This is a genomic window from Dysgonomonas sp. GY617 (genome assembly GCF_015233815.1).
Lineage (GTDB): Bacteria > Bacteroidota > Bacteroidia > Bacteroidales > Dysgonomonadaceae > Dysgonomonas_A.
In genome coordinates, this window is record NZ_JADCLR010000021.1 from 282,253 (window position 1) to 300,797 (window position 18,545).

Consider the following 18,545-nt stretch of genomic DNA (forward strand, 5'->3'; position numbering starts at 1 on the left):
ATTTATCTTAATTCCTATCGCGCTTTACAAAGACAGCGTCCTCAACCACAAACTAAGAAGGGAAAGCATTTCATTGTGATATTCAAAATCATTTCTCATACCCCAGCCGTGACCTCCTGAAGGGAAAATATACATAGTTGCCGGTATTTTATTTTCTTTTAAAGCAGTATAATAGGCTACCGAATTCTTCGGTGGAACCGCTTTATCATCATCACTCAACAATAATATTGCAGGTGGTGTAAATTCATTTACTTGTCTTTCGTTCGAATAATACATTGTCTCCGATGCTGTTGGGGTATCTCCTAACAAATTATTACGCGAACCTTCGTGAGTAAAATCTCCCATGGTAATTACCGGATAAAACAAGATCGAAAAGTCTGGACGCAACTCTTTTGAAGAAAAATGAGTAGAGGCTGTTGATGCCAAATGACCTCCTGCTGAAAAGCCGGCAATACCAATCTTATCATTCGATATTTTCCACTGTGGAGCTTTTGATCGAACATAAGTAATGGCTTGATTGAAATCTTCCAAAGGCACTTGCTTCACTTTATTAGGCATGCGATATTTTAAAACAATACCAGCAATACCTTGCGACTGCAACCATTTGGCAAAATCGTACCCTTCATGATCAATTGCTAATCTGGTATATCCTCCACCGGGACAAATAATAACTGCAATCCCTCTATTTACGGTAGAATCGGGTAAATAGACAGTTAATTCGGGAACCGAAACATTCGAAATTCGTCCGTCTTCATTTAACTCTGTCTCAGATAATCCATTACTGGTTGGAGGAGTTGTTTCCCAAAGTTTAACGACTGTTTGTGCATTCATACCAATAGATGATAAAAGGAAAAATAGTATTAAAAATAGGTTTTTCATAATTATAATATATTTAAGGTCACCAACCTACATGTTTCTAAAATCATGGTAAAATCGGAATAATACAAAATAGGAGAATACTTTCAAAACGTATATACTCAATTATGGCTTGTCAACACTGTCGTATTCAACCACATTTTCAACAAAGATAATGATTCATCATAATATTTAAATAACTTAATCATACCCCACCCGTGTTCTCCTTCTGGAAACACGTATAGAGCAGCAGGAACATCATTCTCTTTCAACGCATCATAATACATTACACTATGAGTAGATGGTACTGAACTATCGTTATCGCTTACAAAAATAATAGTAGGAGGTGTATTCTTAGTAACCAACCTATCAGCCGAGAAGGAATAAATCTCATTAGCAGAAGGTGTTTTTCCCAACAAATTGGTACGCGTACCTCCTTTTGTTACTTTTTCGAACGTAATCACTGGATAAAACAGAATTGCAAAATCAGGACGTACATTTATGTCACGATTCGAATTTAAGTTAGAAAAGACGGCTGCTAAATGCCCACCTGCCGAAAAGCCGGCAATCCCAACTCTATTAGCATCTATATGCCATTTATCAGAATAGGAACGAATAATGCTCATCGCTTCTAGAGCATCATCAAAAGGCACTTCTTTGTGCTCGTTAGGCAACCTGTATTTCAGAACTATACCGGCAACACCTTTTGTTGCCAGCCATTTAGCAAAAGCGTGACCCTCGTATACCGCACTAACACCTGTATATCCGCCACCAGGGCAAATTAAGACAGCTGGTGTTTTCAGGCTGTCTTTTTTTTCAGGTAAATATATAAATAACTCCGCTTCATCGGTTAATCCATTATCGGAAGGTGCGCCATTAGGCCACACTTTAAGCGAATCTTGGCTATGTACAGAGACAGAAACGAATACAACTAAAATAAAGACTATAAACTTTTTCATTACTTACTATCACTTCACATTAAAACGTAGCTCAAGAGCTTTATTTTCACACTCAGTCATATGCTCTCTTTCTCCTGGACCTTTATCATTGATTCCACAAAGATGAAGTATCCCATGAATAATGATTCGGTGTAATTCTTCGAGATAATCAGTATTGAATTGCTCCGAATTACTTTTCACAGTATCTAAACTTATAAAAAGATCACCAGATATAACATCTTCATCGGTATAATCGAAGGAGATTATATCAGTATAATAGTCATGCTGAAGATATTCCTTATTTATTTCAAGGATTTTTTCATCCGAACAAAAGATATACGAAATATCTCCTACTTTTTTTCCATAAGATGCAGCTACATCTTTAATCCATTTAGTAACCTCTCTCTTTTTTATTAAAGGAGCTTTTACATCTTCATTTTGATATATGATTGCCATATTCTATATTTATAACGATATCTAATTCTTTTACTTTACTTACCAACACAATAAAAGGTCTGAGACCTTAGCTTAGGAGAAAAATATATATGCTATCCAAATAGCAGTAACAACACCTACTAAATCTGCAAGAAGTGCATAAGGTACTGTATACCGGCTATTCTTTATACCAACACTACCATAGTACACAGCCACTACAAAAAAAGTAGTATCGGTAGATGCCTGAAAAATAGAAGCTAATCGTCCGGCAAACGAATCTACACCAAAGACTGTTATCGTTTCTGCCATCATTCCTCTAGCTCCACTTCCACTCAATGGCTTCATAAGAGCAGTAGGCATAGCGTCTACCCATCTGCTGTCAAATCCTGTAAAAACAACAAAAGACTTCAATCCATCGAATATAAAATCCATCGTCCCTGAGGCGCGAAACATACCTACAGCTACCAATATAGCAATCAAATAGGGAATGATACGCACAGCGGTCGAGAATCCATCTTTAGCACCCTCTATGAATGCATCATATACATTAATTTTCTTACGAACTCCACTTAAGATAAAAAACAGGATGACACTAAATAGTATTATACTAGCAATCACGCTGGCTATTTGTTGTGCTTTTTCGGGCCCCATACTACTAAATGCCCAAATTACACCACCAATCAATATGGCAGCACTGCCAAATGTTCCTAGAATAACTTTATCCAGAATATTTATCTTTTGCTTAATACAAACAGCTAATACTCCAATCATTGTTGAAACAAAAGTCGCAATCATAATCGGAACAAATACATCCGCTGGATTAGCTGCCCCCATTTGTGCCCGAATAGTCATTACAGATACAGGAATCAAAGTTAAACCCGATGCATTCATCACCAGAAACATCATCATGGGGTTAGAAGCTTTACTTTTATCAGGGTTAATCTCCTGCAACTCTTTCATCGCTTGTAATCCAGCCGGAGTAGCCGCATTATCAAGCCCAAGAATATTAGCAGAAAGATTAAGTAAAATTGAACCTCCCGCAGGATGATTCTTCGGTATATCCGGGAAAAGTCGGCTAAATAAAGGATTGATTGCTCTTGAAAAAAGTTGAATTACTCCACCTTGTTCTCCTATTTTCATAAGCCCCATCCACAAGGTAAGAACTCCGGTTAAACCAATAGAAATTTCGAAACCCGATCGGGCTGAAGCAAATGTAGAATTAACTGTCGCATTAAAAGTTTCAAAATCGCCCAAAAAGATAAGGCGGCTCAATGCTACTATAAAGGCAACAACAAAGAAGGCAATCCAAATATAATTAAGAACCATAATTTAGCTAACTATTTTACTCAAGCGAAGATTCTCTAAGGAGTTTATCATTAGGAAGAACAAGATTTTTATGAAACTCTACCAACTCTCCATTCTCAAAACGAAGCATATAAATAGCATCTACAGTAGGGTACCCTAAAACCTCGACATCTATTCCATTGCTAGCCCTATATACCTCCATTCTATGGTAAGATTTACCCATTTTATGGATTACATCGTTCTTAGTCATACCCAATTCAACTTTTTTTATATTAGAATTGGCATTCATAGCATCTTTGTATGAAGAACAGCCTACCAAGTAAACCGAAACAAATAGCAACAACAAGATTTTTTTCATTGTAATTCCAATAAATGAAGTCTAAAACCTCACAATATTACACTTTTTGAATGACACTTACAATTATAGAATCATGATTCCTATTGATTTCAAACATTTTTCGCGATCTAAATAGTATCTTTGCAGCAGAAATACAGCAGATCGGTTTGTCGCTGACCATCCGTCAAAAGATGGAAAGAGGAAAGTCCGGGCAACACAGAGCATCATACTTCCTAACGGGAAGCTGTTCGTGAGAGCAGAGTAAGGTAACAGAAAATAACCGCTCCGATTTATCGGAGTAAGGGTGAAAAGGTGAGGTAAGAGCTCACCGGTCTCGATAGCAATACCGAGAGCCGTACTACTTATGAGTTGCAAGACCATGTATACCGACGCATGTAGGGCTGCTCGCCCGATGTCGGGGGGTAGGTCGCTAGAGCCCGTTGGTGACAGCGGGAGTAGACAAATGACAAGCACTTCGTTTTATACGAAGTACAGAACCCGGCTTACAGATCGGCTGTATTTTTATTTTTTATCGACTTTCCAAAATCAGAGTTAAAGACTACACAAATATCTTCTATTTTCACTCTATCTCCTTATTAAATATGCTCTATTCTTTGCTATCACTAGGTAAGTTTAGTTGAACAAAACAACATACATAAACGTCTTTACATAAAGAAGTACTATTTTTGCTTCAAAATAATTCACATTATGATTGATAAGATAAAAAGCTTTATTGAACGACTTCTTCATTTTCTTTCTATAGGAATATGGAGAATAGATACCAATGGATTAGGGCGATTACGCGCTATATGCTATAATATTATTAAATCGTTCGTTCTCACATATCGAAATCTCAACTGGTCTTTAATAAATACTCGGGCATCGGCACTCACATACAGTACACTGTTATCCATAGTACCACTACTTGCAGTATTATTTGCTATCGCAAGAGGGTTTGGATTCCAAAACATCTTACAAAGCGAACTATTCAGCTACTTCCAAGGACAAGAACAAGCTCTTTCTACCGCAATGCGATTTATCGACAAGTCTCTGGAATATGCTCAGGGAGGAATCTTTCTGGGAGTCGGTCTGGTTCTATTATTATACACTGCTTTAAATCTGATTTCTAATATTGAGGATAACTTCAATTCAACATGGGGAGTAAAAAATGGAAGATCTTATTATCGTCAATTTACCGATTACACCGGCTTATTACTCGTTGCTCCTGTACTATTGGTTTGCAATGCCGGTTTCTCGATTGTCTTAAATTCATCACTCGAAACTCATATTATTGGTGTATTTATAAATCCCTTTATTAAAATATTACCATTTATTCTTACCATTTTACTATTTACATTTATCTACATCTATATTCCGAATACAAAAGTAAAAATAGGAAGTGCCATTTTTGCAGGGATTGTTGCAGGGATATGCTTCCAGATTTTTCAACAAGTATATATCAGTGGGCAAATATGGATATCCAAATACAATACTATCTATGGTAGTTTTGCAGCGCTTCCCTTACTATTGCTATGGCTGCAAATATCATGGTTAATTTTACTTGTAGGTGTTGAGTTATCCTTTGCTCATCAAAACATTGCTAAATTTAATTTCGAAAAAGAAACAAAAGATATTACTCGAAGATACAAAGATTTTATTATTTTACTAATTTCGACACTCATTGTAAAGCGTTTCGAAGAAGGAGAAAAACCTTATACCGCAAACGAAATATCAGAGAAATATAAAATACCTACTCGACTTACAAGTGATATTATTTATTTACTACTTGATCTCAATGTAATTGTTGAAACACCTTCGGGAAAAGATATGGTTCCGGCGTATATCCCAGCACTGGATATAAATAAAATATCGGTCAGTTACCTATTCCATAAAGTTGATAGCTTTGGTTCAGAAGATTTCAACATTGACATTACTGAAGAATTCATCGATGAATGGAATGTTATTAATGACATTCGAAACACCATACATGAAAAAGAAAAGAATACTCTGATAAAAGATCTATAAGGTTACACATCTTGTTTACTACTCTACAAGTATAATAGTCATTGATTAAGGTTATAATTACGAACTTCAAGAATAATTTAAATGAAATTAGGCAACATACGAATCCATTGTTTAATTCATGTTCCTTTCGAAGGAATCGGACATATCGAATCATGGGCTAAAAAACACAAACATCACTTAAGCTATACATATCTTTACGAAGAAACTAGCTTCCCTGATAAGCATGATTTTGATATGCTCATTATAATGGGAGGACCGATGAACATCTACGAAGAAGAAATTTATCCTTGGTTAGTACCTGAAAAGAAGTTTATAAAAGAAGTAATAGAATCAGATAAAATAGTAATCGGATTTTGCCTAGGTTCTCAACTCATAGCTGATATATTAGGAGCAAAAGTCACATCAAATAAAGATAAAGAAATAGGCTGGTTTTCTATCGTACTAACAGATGAAGCAAAGAATACTCCTATTTTCCAAAACCAAAATCTCAATTTCTCAGTATTCCATTGGCATGGAGACACTTTCAACCTACCTAAGGACAGTCTCAAACTAGCTTCAAGCGAAGGATGTAATAACCAAGCCTTTCTATATAATGACAAAGTATTAGGTTTACAATTCCATTTAGAAGTCACACCCGAATCATTAGATGAGATGATCAAAAATGGAGAGACAGAACTGCAAGATGGAAAGTATATACAATCAGCACAAGAAATAAAAAATAATGCTTACTTTATTTCACAATGCAACGATGTACTCGAAAATATCCTCGACCAATTATCTAAAAAATAAAAAAGCAGAGAGTCGCGAGGAGCGACTCTCTCTTTTTCAGATAAGGGTATAACCCATTACTTGAAGTATTTCGTTTTTACGGCTCTCAGGACAGCCATAAGATCATTATCTCCAAGTTCTGCTTGCATCGCTTCTTCATATATATTCTTCATAGCCTCAGAGGTTGCAGTATTCAAGCCTTCAGCCTGCACAAGTCGAATATCTTTATCCATATGCTTAAGAGGAAAAGCAGCAGGATAATTATCCTGTATAATCGAAGGAGTCTTCATTTTCGACATAGGACTACCACATGCACTCTCATTGACAATAAACATCATTGTTTCTTTATCAATTCCATTCTTCTCTGCAAATAGAACAGTTTCAGCCAATCCTTCGATAACTACTGACATATAGTAATTAATCGCTAATTTAGCCTTTGCCCCCTGTCCTACTTCTCCCAGATATATAGAGAACTTACCTAATTTTTCAAAGTAAGTCGTTGCGAACTCATAATCAGGTTCCCTGCCAGCAGCTAATATAATGAGAGTTCCATCTATAGCCGGCTTCACGCTACCAGAAACAGGAGCCTCTAGATAATAACCTCCCTTAGCTTCTATTTCAACGGATAAACGCTTAGTTAGTTCCGAAGAGATAGTACTCATATTAATAAAAAGCTTCTCCGAAACAGAACCTTTCAATAAATCAGAATACACAGACGACACAGCCAAATCATCAGATAACATCGTGAAAATAACATTCGAATTTTCTCGAACTTCATCTAACGAACTGTACGGCTTAGCTCCAACCTCAGTAAGAGGTTTCAATTTATCAATTGAGCGATTATATACAGCAACTTCAAATCCTGCTTTTAGCAAATTCGTTGCCATTGGGGTTCCCATGTGTCCCAATCCTATCCAAGTAATTTTTGGTGTGGTCATGGTAAATTTATTTTAGGATTATAAAGCTAAATAATTAAACTGAAAATAGATTTACTTTAGAGAATGAATCTTATCTAATACTGTTTTATTTATCAACTTTCTATCTCTATCAAAAAACCAACCCCATTTATTAAAATAATGAATTGCTGATTTTATATGCATTCTTAATAGAGCATTATTCTTATAAGACTCTTTTTTATGAGCATGTATTATCGTTACTTCTGGATAAAAAATCGTTTTATATTTTTTATGTATCCGACGATAAAAATCAAAATCTTCACAATACATGAAAAAATTTTCATCGAAAAGTCCCGTATTTTCTAAGATTTGAATTCTAAGAAACATAAAACAGCCAGAGAGACAAGGCACATTCAGAATTTGATTATATCCAGATTCTCTTAATTCATATCGATGATTCCTTTTTTCAACAATTCCTTTAAAAGGAATAAATCGTCGTCCAAACAAATCCCATGGGGATGGTAACAATTTACAAAGATATTGAGTCTCTCCATCTGGATATTTTACTTGAGGCATAATCGCACCCACGCTCTGATTTTGATCCATATATACTTTCAAGATCTCAATAACTCTATCTTCGAAATAGATATCAGGGTTTAAAACAATATGATATTTGAATCCCTCTTCTAAAGATTTTCGAATAGCAATATTGTGTGCAGTTCCATAACCCAAATTAGCATTATTAAAAATATAGATTATTTTACAAGATAAACTTTCTACAAATTCTTTTAATGCTGTCGTCGGAGAATTGTCAACGATGTAAATTTTTTCAATTATACTAGACGAGGTACATTTCACAACCTTGGCCAACTCTTCTTCTTTTTCAATATCTTTTTTAGTGCTATAAATTACAATAGAAGATGTTATCATATTTTTCAATTACAATTTATTATGTTAGTTAACAATCTTTATAAGTTGTTTTGCTGAAAGGCTCCAATCAAATAAAAAACTCTTTTTTACTGCTTCTTTGGTTAACCTATCTCTAAGATTATCATCAGTAACTAAGCGAATAAGCTGTTGCTTCAACATCTCTTCGTCCTTTGGAGTAAACATTAAGCAATTTTCCTCAGGAAGTGCATACTCATTGACACCTCCTGCATCGCTAATTATACACGCACAACCACACGCCATAGCTTCAAGAGCAGGTAAACCAAATCCTTCTCTCCAGGAAGTGGAAATAAAAATATCAGATTGGCAGTACATTTGTGCGATGTCTATATCCGAAGAAGGCTGCACTATTCTCATTCCTAATGTATCAAAGTTAGATAAGTCATCATGGCTGATTAATACCACATTAGCAATCTTTTGGGTTATTTCAAAAGGAAGAACATTCCATACATTAAGAAATGTCTGAAGTCCTTTTGAAGGATGCTTACGTGCAACTAAACAAATTTGCAGCTGTTTTTGGTGTTCTCTTTCTTTGACTAAAGGTTTAAAAACACCATGATTAATCGCAGGATGAACAACATTATATACAACATCAGTTCGTTTTGAATCAACGCAATACTGGTTATAAACAAAATGAGAATTAAAAACAAAATTTGTTTTATAATTATATGAATATAAACAAAGCTTCTTATAAAATTGAAGTAAAATACCCATTCCCAAAACTGCACCATCATCAAATATTCGATAATCATCGGCCTGAACAAATCGATAAAGCCTTTTCATTCTTAAAAGACATGAAAAAAGAGAAAATATAGGATCTGAAACTACTACAATGTCATTTTTATGTTTCTTATTTAAATATCTAATTACATTTAGTAAATTCTTCAATTTACTAAATTTAGATATAGCTAACTTACCTACAGAAATTAAGTTTATATTTCTATTTATCTCAAAGGTGTTTTTGTCCAATGAGTTATTCGGATAAATAACCTCTACATCCAAATTTTCGGATAACTTATTAGCTATTTCAAAGAAAACTCTATTACCTCCTCCTGTTTTCATCGAAGGAACCACAAATACAATTTTCATATTTTCAATTATTTTCCAAAATAAATATTTTTTTAAATTCTAATAACGTAGCTTCAAAAGAATACGTTTTCTTAAATAGATTTCTAGATTCTACATTATAACCAGATAAATCAAATTTAGCAAAAGCCTCTATAAAATCTTTTGAAGTTTTACACTCTACCATTGAATCTACGAGTTGATAACCTTGAAGAGCTTCTTCAGATGCAATTATAACTTTACCATACATAAGAGCCTCTGCTATCTTTACCTTCATTCCTCCCCCAGCAAAAACAGGAGCAACAACTAAATCGGCATCAATGTAAAACTGTTCCACAGAAGGAACAGTCCCATAAACTAAGATATTATCTTGATGAGGGATTATTAGCTTATCCATATCTTTCCCCACAATTTTTAAATCTATATCCACAAATGGAAAAACCTCATTTATAAACCATAAAATACCTTGAGTATTAGCATAAAAATTACTACCAACAAAAAGAACACTAAGCTTAGAAGGTAGTTTATTTGAGACAAGAGAGGACTCATCTGAAACTCTATCAAATAATGAAATAGGAATAATATCCACAGTTTTATTAACTTTATACAATTCTTCAATAAGAGATTTGTCTCTAGTATTTAAAGCAATAACCTTATGAGCATACTTTACTGAAAATTTCTCATTAAGATAACAGGGTAATAATCTTAGAACAGATTTTATATCGCCTGAATTTACAAGGGATTTAATAAATGCATACTCACAATTATGAAAGAATGAAACAATGCGACTTTCAGTTCTTTTCCTGATTTTTTTAACAAGCAATCCATTCAAGGAGGAATCTACAAATACAAATTTGTATTTATTTTGAGCTATTCGTGTAATAATTTTATTTTCAATCCCTAAATTAGAACCATTCATCCGAAATGTAAGTATTAACCTAAAAAAACTACTTAACATCATTAAAATAGAACTAAAAATAGGACGATGATTATGTGAAAAAGGTTCCAGCAATTCCACATCAACATTATCTGCCCCAAAAATTGTTCTAACAGACTCTAGATTTCTATTTGAACATTGCCATCCTCCATGAAAAGATGATGATAAGTTTGTAGAAACAAATAAAATTTTCGTCATAAAATATACATTTTAAAATCTAAAAATAAGCAACTAAACTTTATAATTAATAAAGTTTAACACGTTAGAAAAAAACAAAGCCAACCAATCATTACCCATAAAAGTGGCATGATAGTTCACATTAACCATTGTCCTCGTAAACTCAATCATATTCGACCCAAATAAGCAAGCCATAATCAAGTATATCCAAATTTTCTTAAATGGAAAATTTATATATTGAATCGAAAATATTAGTGCTAAAATTTGAAAGGGATAAAAATTTCTTGTTAATCGAGCAAAATTATGTGTATTACTCATATTAAAGAGTAGTATACAAACTGTTAATAAGAAAAAGACACAGATGGGATTTTTCGTATCTTTTCTCTTAAAGAATGCATAATAAATAGGAAAAATTTGTAAAATATAAAATAAAAAAATAAGATAATAGCGCTTCGAGCCTCCAAACCCCTCATAATCTGAAGAATAAGCTTGAAGTCTATCGCTAAAACCAAGAGTCTCCATTATTGGTAGATTTGAGAAACTTGCCAATATTTGAACTATATCAATCTGAGATAAAATAATGCATATAACCAATATCAGATAAATGTTTTTACGCACAATACGAAAATCATAAAAATACAGAGGAGCAATCATAATAGCAGATGCAGGGTGAACCAAAACACTCAAGACAAGCCATATATAAGATCGCTTCTTAGACGTAATCTTATAAGTTAATCCAAATAAAAACAATGCTGAAGATAGTACTTGCTTAACAAATTCTGTTGTTACTAATATTGATATAATAAAAATGACAGAGAATAATACTAAGCAATGGTATTTTTTTTCAACATATAAAATACTGAATCTTTTTATTGAAAGAAGAATAAAAAAATAGCTAATTGAAGTAAACACGAAGCTCATCACCTGCCCATCTGGAGAAATATAGTTTGCAATAAACCAATTAATTATAAGAAAAAAATATGATCCTACATTTAATTCTTCTATTTGCCTATCAGTCATAAGTCCAAACACCTGCCTATAACGAACCATATCATTATCTTCTGCTCCACCACTACCTGTAACGTAAGAAATCAAACCAAAAGAACAAGCTATAAGTATAATTAATAGAAACTGATTAGTCTTTGTCAGTGTAATTTGATTATAGCCTAATAAAAAAAGAAAAATAGGAATAGATAATATAGGGAAAAAGAACCAAAGAATAAAAGAACCAAATGACACTATAATATTATTGTGTATAATCTTCTTATTATCATCCCCTAACATAATGTCATCCTTCACATACATATTCATAGCTACCAATCGATTACACAAAAGGAATCATCCACTCGCATTTATAATCTAAATTTTTATTTCTAGTCCCTATAACTCTTGCAGGAACTCCACCAACAATAGCGTAAGCTGGAACATTTTTTGTTACAACTGAACCAGCTGCAACAACTGCTCCTTCTTCAATAATAACTCCTTGTAAAATGACAGCATTAATACCAATCCAAGCATAATCCTTTATAACAATAGGAAGATAGATACCTGAAAAATTAGTAGAATTTACATCATGGCTACCCGTTACAATAGATACTTTGTGTGAAATAGATACCGAATCACCAATATGGCATCCTCCTCTACCATCAATAAAACAACCTCTATTTATATTTGTATAATTACCAATTGTTATCTTATTTGGGCTGAAAATATACTGAGCCATATTCAGCATTGCCCCATAACCAATCTTCATCCCAAATAATTTATAATAAAATTTACGAAACCACCAAATTGGCACATATGCTACAATAACATTCATCACATAATATGCAAAGAAGGAATAAATACTCATTAATAAATACTTAATTGGCTTATTTTTTCGAAAATAACAGACACATAGACGAAGCAATAACTTAATAAAGTTAATGAGTTTAAATCTACGTTGATTTGTTATCAAATAATTATACCAAATCATTTTGATCGGATTATTGGAGATACCATCCTGCAAATATGTCATAACTATAACATCTACCTTCTTAAAAGTAAAATTATTTTTATACAGAGTATAGATACAATTATAATCAAGAGCAAAACCAAATTTTTTTTCTGATAAATCAAAAAGATTTTTTTTATGCACCTCCGCTCTTACAAAAGAGGCCCCGTGTCTATATGTTGGAGATGTCGCTAATAGATGAATATTCTCAGAAGCTTCTAAAAATAGAAGATTATTATTTTTATCTCTAGAAATAGAATTGCCAAAAATGACACTAACCCCATCATATAAATGATTTTTAAAGATTAAGTCTAAAACATTCATATCATTAAAAGTATCTCCAGCATTCATGAAATTTATCCATTCGCCATTCGCTTTCAATATACCTTTATTCATCGCATCATAAATACCACTATCTGGTTCACTTATCCAATACGATATTTGATCTTGATATTTTTTGATTATATCAACAGTGCCATCAGTACTACCACCATCTATGACTAAATACTCAATATTTGGATATGATTGGTTTATAACAGACAAAATAGTTTCTTCCAAATATTCTTTGGCATTATAAGTTACTGTTATAATAGTAATTAATGCATGTCTTTCATTTTTCATAAACTGTAAAAAATTTGTTTGGCTCACAAAATAGATGAGCATTTATTTTAATCCAATCAATATCTTTCTCCCACCATTTAAAATCCTGAAGAAAGGATATTCTATCATCAGAGAATCTATATTTTAAAATTTTAGCTGGTATACCTCCAACAATAGAATAAGCTGGAACGTCTTTTGTTACAACTGCACCAGCTGCAATAATCGCCCCATTTCCGATTGATACTCCATTTAACACAATAACATTTGCTCCTAACCAAACATCATTACCAATAATCGTTTTTGTTGATTCATTAAATTTAGACTCATTACAAAAACTGATTTGACATTGCCTATACGTTGAAAAAAAGGCAGGGAATGTAGATATATGGTCTATAGGATGTTCCCCCTGACCTATTAAACAATTAGGACCAATAGAACAAAAGCTTCCTATTACTGCATTTGCGATTCGTGTATTAAAAGATACATAAACAAATCTTTGTATATGGCAGTTATCAATAACCACATTTTCATAAAAACTATTATAGTCTGATATACTTGAGTTAAATACTGTAGCATTTTTTCCTATTTCAATATGCTTCCCTTTGTTTCTAGATAAAAGCATATAAATTTTAAACTTCCACACCAGCCAATCTACAATCGGTATATTTCTAATAAAATTTATCATATCCTATCATAACTATCGATCATTGAACATTTAGTATAATTCAAAATTTCAAGATTTAAGTACCGAGCATACGAAGCCAATAAATCGTGACTCTTAAACATATACGTTATGGCTTGAAGGTACTCACTTATCTTCCATGGTATATCATTATCATTCCTTAAAATTGGTTTTAAATCAACATCACTACCATCATAAAAATGCACATCTCTATTACATAAAATATTATCCTTATTTATACACAATGAATCAAAATAAGTATGATCAACTCCATATAAATGGATTTTAGAATAAGTTTTATTTATAGCTAAATAAATTGCTAAGTTCGCAACGGTCTGTACCCTAGGCATTGCCAAGCCTTTTTCGTAAAAAAAATGGCGTAAAGACTCATAACCTGAATATTCAGTAAAATTCATTTTAATTATAGCCAGATGTCTATTTTTCAAACCACTATATTTTAAAAAGTCTGTAAGCTTGCTAGATGGAATATATATATTTATATCCCAGTCAATACGGTTTTCCATTATATGGAATAATTTTTGGACAACATCTTTTTTGTGATTCTCTTGAAAAAACATCGGATCAGCAAAGCAATAATGTTTTGGTTTGATTTTAAAAAAAATCTCCTCGAACGCAAAAAAATTCAAAACAATAAAATCAATATCCTTAAACTCTTCACCTTCTTCAAATTTATGTAGCTCTTTTCTTAATGAAGGCCCATTTGCCAAAACGGCAACAGTCTTTCCTTGGCAATCTTTTTTTAGAGGATTTCTCAAATTCCCATTTACTAAAACCCTCATCAGAAATAAAGACCAATTTCCTGTATCTTTTATAAATTTAAATATTTGTCTGATCATTTTTTCTTTTTGATTTCATTAAAAAAATTCTAACTAAATTTCTTAAATCTGGATATAAACTTTTATTTATTAGTAGAAGTGTAAGAAATAGTATACTAAAGGCAATAAACCTTAATAAAATATTATCTATATAATAAGTAACCGAGATAACACACACATTAACTATTAACATAGCAAAATAGGAAAATGCATTATTAATTTGAACATACTTCCATGAATAAATAATACGAGAGCCAGCCATCACCAAGTATGATAACACAACTGCTAATGATACGCCCCATAGACTATATTGAGGTATTAATACTAAATTAAATAATATACTAGCTAAAGCTCCCCAAATACTAGAATAAAAATAATATTTACTTTCTCTTGTTGCTGAAAAGTTAGTCCCAACAAATCCAGAAAGAGAGGAAAAAAGAACAGCAATACATAAAATTGGAACAAACTTCCATGCATCATAAAACTTCTCATCTGCCATAATAGAGATAATAAACTTACTACAAACAGCCATTAGACAAGATAAAAGAGTCAACAAAGAAAATAAAATTCTAAGAATTTTATTATAAAATTCCTTATACCCCTCTTTTTTAAATTCCTCTATTACTGATATCTGCCATGAATATATAAAAACACCAAACAACATTATTATAATAGAAGGAAACTTATTAGCTACAGCAAAAATACCAACAGCATCTAATCCTAATTTATCTTCCATTATAGGGCGATTTAAAGCTCCCACCAACCACCACATAATACCATTTGGTATTAAAGGGACGGAATACTTTAACATTTCCCTACAAAAAGGAATCGATTTTATACCAATGCTAAGAAACTGATATCCGCGAATAGCTAAAAATGTATATAAACCCGAAATTATAAAAGATAAAATTTGAGCATACAAATATCCAAATAATCCAAATTTTGGAATTAAAATAAATGATAATAATGCTGTAAAAGCGGTCAAAACAACACCAGATATGGCATATACTCTTACCTTATTGATACTACGCGAAAATTGCTGTAGATAAGATTGGAAAAAAGTTGATATAATCATTCCCCATATAAACCAAGTATAATCTGTGAAGATATTTGATATTTGATATTTTAAAAGTATTTGTTTAATAATCAAAAATAAAAAGCCAACAACAATAAGACTTATTATTGCAAAAAATAATCCCGAAGTGAAATATTGTTTTTGTTTTTCAACTTCTTGATCTTTCGGAAAAACAAAAATAGCTTCAGCCAAACAGCAAGTCACAATACTCAATAAAAATGTTACATATACTGATATTAAGTCTGTGGCTCCATAGTCCGCCACAGATAACCATGCTGTATAGAATGGCAACATTAGTAAAGATATAATTTTACTACCTATATTACCCACAAATACTAATACAGTATTCTTTCCTAGACGGCTATATTTCCCCACAGTAAATCTCAATAAATGTAAAACGTATTATTACTCAAAAAAGATTCTTATAGATCATTTCTGCAATTAAGAAATCATCCTGCCAATCAATATCAAAAGATTTTATTTTATCCATTGTATAAATAATAGGCTTTTTCCCAATTCTATTTTTATCATGCTCATAGACTTCGCGTTTAGCAATAAACATGACATGGTTTATTTCAAAAAGGGCATCTAGATCTTGTGTGCGAGGCCAAGGCAAATCAGTCGAATTATTTATTAACTTCCCTTCTTGATCCAAAAGAAAATTCTTCAATTCCACCACACTTATTAACGAATCAACATCTTCTTGTAATTTAGATAAATATAAGTCTATTGCTTTATCATATTCATCTGCCCCAGCAATTGGAGTTGTTACATGCCCCCACAAAATATGATCCGCTTCTGTAATAGTAGGTACATACTCTATCAAGTCTTGTAAATTAGTCACATCAAGACAAAGATGGTTAGGTCTTTCGATTATTTTAAAACGAGTATCCCTATTTGTATATTTTTGGGCAATACTTATACACTCTTCATCATTAGTTGATAAAATGATTTCATCAATATTACGAGTTTTTAATAATTGACGAAGTTTTACCTCTAACAATCCTCCTTCTATACCAGCAAACATTCGGGTATTTTTATTTTCCACCCGCTGGCTCCCTTTTCTAGTAGGTAAAAAAAATGTAATATTTTCAGCTTTCATATTCTACAAATTTTGATAAAGAGATTCAACTTTCAAGTTATAAACAGTTGGAGTTAAAGAGACTACACTCCCTTTATAATAATTGCAAAATGCTAATAATATATATTCGTTTTCAGTAGTCAAATCCTTTTCCTTAGAAGTCATAAGTCCATCCGGATAGCCATCGTAACCAACTATAAATACATTCTTCGCATTTATATCTAAAGCTATCTGTAAAGCCAAAGAAGTACAAGAATCTTCGTATTCATGAATAAATTCCACAGCCCCCAATTCAAAAGTTTTTTCATGTACAAAAAATGGAACTTCCGTACCCATCTTTCTCGGAAACGGAGGTAGTATACATGTACCAACAAAGGAATTAAATCCTTTAAATGCCTCTTCGATACGTTGCCCTTCATTACCTACTAAGCAAAACATTTGCGGAGCATTAATATTCTTAAAATGAGACGCATTTTTTGAACTTGCATGAATAATAGTTATATCGTTCTTACTCTTGATGAATTCTTGAATACCATCAATATGTTTTTCGACATTTTCACCACCACCAACAATTAATACATTATTAGAACAATAATCTTTAAAAAGAGGGAATTTCTCATTATCTTCTACATTGGCTTTTTTATTATCTAGAACTCTAACTATGCTATTGAAAGAACACAACCTATTACTTACCATATCCATAACATCCTTTTGTGGAAAAGAATTTGCTCCAGATATCATATATGGCAAATTAGTTCCCCATTGGTACTTATCAAATAGTGGATGAAATGTGGAAACTAAATTACCTAAGGCATTGAAATCCAAACCAAAACCACAATGTTTACTTAAATATGTGAGAAATAATTCCATTTTTAGATTACCTGCTCCACGCCCCATTCCTAAAACAGTAGCATCGATAAAATCAATGTGATTATCAATCGCAACTAATGTGTTAATCAATCCTAACTCTAGATTATTATGACCATGAAAGCCTATAGGAACATCAGTTCTTGACCTAACTAAATTAATAATCTTTTCTACTTCATGAGGAATTATTCCTCCAAAAGAATCAACCATACAAAACACATCAACAATACCACTTAGACTACCTAGTTCTTGGATAAAATTATTATTATCAAGCCATTTAGACATATACATGACATTAAATCCGACCTCAAATCCTTGTCTTTTTAAGGCTTCAGCCAAAATTAGAGCTCTCGTTATGTTTTTAGGATCTATGGCCATTCGAACCATATCCACTATCCCCTGTAGTGGCTCCGTTAAGATATTTAGATTAGCTGGACGAACATCTTTTTCATTCAGCATTATAGATAATTTTTTAAAACTTTTAGCTCGAATATCTAAGACCTCATAAATAGGGCAATAAGCATATTTTCCTAAATAAGCAGAGGAAGGCATATTTCGATAACCTATTTCTAAGTAATCAATTGGTAAGATATTAGTTGTTTCAATATATTTATCAACAATCTTTTTATCAAAATCCCAATTTGTATAATAACCTCCATCGCGAAGTGTACAATCTAAAATTTTCATTAATTTATCTTTTTTATAATACTTAATTACTTTAATTC

At 32.3% G+C, this 18,545-nt stretch carries 18 protein-coding genes and 1 other RNA gene; 3 read left to right on the forward strand and 16 right to left on the reverse strand.

Annotation, left to right across the window (positions count from 1 at the left end; translation table 11 throughout):
• Nucleotides 1–24: 24 nt before the first annotated feature.
• From IR022_RS11120 to IR022_RS11140, 5 genes are all read right to left on the reverse strand, one after another.
• Nucleotides 25–879 (reverse strand): alpha/beta hydrolase, encoded by an 855-nt coding sequence (locus IR022_RS11120; RefSeq protein ID WP_194203733.1) that lies wholly within the window; start codon nucleotides 877–879, stop codon nucleotides 25–27.
• A gap of 98 nt (nucleotides 880–977) precedes the next feature.
• Nucleotides 978–1,814 carry an alpha/beta hydrolase gene (locus tag IR022_RS11125; RefSeq protein ID WP_194203734.1) on the reverse strand — a complete coding sequence of 279 codons (837 nt, stop codon included), beginning with the start codon at nucleotides 1,812–1,814 and terminating at the stop codon, nucleotides 978–980.
• Nucleotides 1,815–1,823: 9 nt separating this feature from the next.
• Nucleotides 1,824–2,249, reverse strand: a complete 426-nt coding sequence (gene ybeY / locus IR022_RS11130; protein WP_194203735.1) for an rRNA maturation RNase YbeY — start codon at nucleotides 2,247–2,249, stop codon at nucleotides 1,824–1,826.
• A gap of 72 nt (nucleotides 2,250–2,321) precedes the next feature.
• Nucleotides 2,322–3,554 (reverse strand): nucleoside recognition domain-containing protein, encoded by a 1,233-nt coding sequence (locus tag IR022_RS11135; protein ID WP_050709823.1) that lies wholly within the window; start codon nucleotides 3,552–3,554, stop codon nucleotides 2,322–2,324.
• 16 nt (nucleotides 3,555–3,570) lie between these two features.
• The gene (locus tag IR022_RS11140; RefSeq protein ID WP_050709822.1) at nucleotides 3,571–3,891 is read right to left on the reverse strand and encodes a hypothetical protein; all 321 of its coding nucleotides are present in this window, start codon (nucleotides 3,889–3,891) and stop codon (nucleotides 3,571–3,573) included.
• A 133-nt stretch (nucleotides 3,892–4,024) separates the two neighbouring features.
• Between IR022_RS11140 and rnpB the strand changes: the two genes are divergently transcribed.
• From rnpB to IR022_RS11155, 3 genes are all read left to right on the forward strand, one after another.
• Nucleotides 4,025–4,392, forward strand: an RNA gene (rnpB, locus tag IR022_RS11145) — RNase P RNA component class A.
• A gap of 186 nt (nucleotides 4,393–4,578) precedes the next feature.
• Entirely contained in the window at nucleotides 4,579–5,895 is a 1,317-nt protein-coding gene (locus IR022_RS11150; protein ID WP_050709821.1) for a YihY/virulence factor BrkB family protein, read from the forward strand.
• 81 nt (nucleotides 5,896–5,976) lie between these two features.
• Nucleotides 5,977–6,684 (forward strand): type 1 glutamine amidotransferase, encoded by a 708-nt coding sequence (locus IR022_RS11155; protein WP_194203736.1) that lies wholly within the window; start codon nucleotides 5,977–5,979, stop codon nucleotides 6,682–6,684.
• Between the two features lie 56 nt (nucleotides 6,685–6,740).
• Here IR022_RS11155 and IR022_RS11160 read toward each other — a convergent pair whose 3' ends face one another.
• From IR022_RS11160 to IR022_RS11215, 11 genes are read right to left on the reverse strand one after another with little or no spacing between them, the layout of a single operon-like run.
• On the reverse strand, nucleotides 6,741–7,601 hold the full coding sequence (locus IR022_RS11160) for an NAD(P)-dependent oxidoreductase (protein ID WP_194203737.1): 861 nt from the start codon (nucleotides 7,599–7,601) through the stop codon (nucleotides 6,741–6,743).
• A gap of 51 nt (nucleotides 7,602–7,652) precedes the next feature.
• The gene (locus tag IR022_RS11165; RefSeq protein WP_194203738.1) at nucleotides 7,653–8,489 is read right to left on the reverse strand and encodes a glycosyltransferase; all 837 of its coding nucleotides are present in this window, start codon (nucleotides 8,487–8,489) and stop codon (nucleotides 7,653–7,655) included.
• A gap of 24 nt (nucleotides 8,490–8,513) precedes the next feature.
• Nucleotides 8,514–9,596 (reverse strand): glycosyltransferase family 4 protein, encoded by a 1,083-nt coding sequence (locus tag IR022_RS11170; RefSeq protein ID WP_194203739.1) that lies wholly within the window; start codon nucleotides 9,594–9,596, stop codon nucleotides 8,514–8,516.
• 4 nt (nucleotides 9,597–9,600) lie between these two features.
• A complete protein-coding gene (locus tag IR022_RS11175; RefSeq protein WP_194203740.1) occupies nucleotides 9,601–10,707 on the reverse strand; it encodes a glycosyltransferase in 1,107 nt (368 codons plus the stop codon).
• A gap of 33 nt (nucleotides 10,708–10,740) precedes the next feature.
• On the reverse strand, nucleotides 10,741–11,970 hold the full coding sequence (locus IR022_RS11180; protein ID WP_194203741.1) for an EpsG family protein: 1,230 nt from the start codon (nucleotides 11,968–11,970) through the stop codon (nucleotides 10,741–10,743).
• Between the two features lie 40 nt (nucleotides 11,971–12,010).
• Nucleotides 12,011–13,300, reverse strand: a complete 1,290-nt coding sequence (locus tag IR022_RS20020) for a glycosyltransferase (RefSeq protein ID WP_242053216.1) — start codon at nucleotides 13,298–13,300, stop codon at nucleotides 12,011–12,013.
• Nucleotides 13,290–13,964, reverse strand: a complete 675-nt coding sequence (locus tag IR022_RS20245; RefSeq protein ID WP_194203742.1) for a CatB-related O-acetyltransferase — start codon at nucleotides 13,962–13,964, stop codon at nucleotides 13,290–13,292. The genes IR022_RS20020 and IR022_RS20245 overlap by 11 nt, the downstream gene beginning before the upstream one ends.
• On the reverse strand, nucleotides 13,961–14,818 hold the full coding sequence (locus IR022_RS11200; RefSeq protein WP_194203743.1) for a hypothetical protein: 858 nt from the start codon (nucleotides 14,816–14,818) through the stop codon (nucleotides 13,961–13,963). The genes IR022_RS20245 and IR022_RS11200 overlap by 4 nt, the downstream gene beginning before the upstream one ends.
• Nucleotides 14,799–16,247: a lipopolysaccharide biosynthesis protein gene (locus IR022_RS11205; protein WP_194203744.1), complete on the reverse strand. Its 1,449-nt coding sequence runs from the start codon at nucleotides 16,245–16,247 to the stop codon at nucleotides 14,799–14,801. Before IR022_RS11205 ends, IR022_RS11200 begins: the two co-directional genes overlap by 20 nt.
• Nucleotides 16,248–16,281: 34 nt before the next feature.
• Nucleotides 16,282–16,974, reverse strand: coding sequence for a cytidylyltransferase domain-containing protein (locus IR022_RS11210; protein ID WP_194203745.1), 693 nt, complete (start codon nucleotides 16,972–16,974; stop codon nucleotides 16,282–16,284).
• A gap of 3 nt (nucleotides 16,975–16,977) precedes the next feature.
• Complete coding sequence (locus IR022_RS11215) at nucleotides 16,978–18,507, reverse strand: aldolase catalytic domain-containing protein (protein WP_194203746.1); 1,530 nt, start codon at nucleotides 18,505–18,507, stop codon at nucleotides 16,978–16,980.
• Nucleotides 18,508–18,545 lie beyond the last annotated feature (38 nt).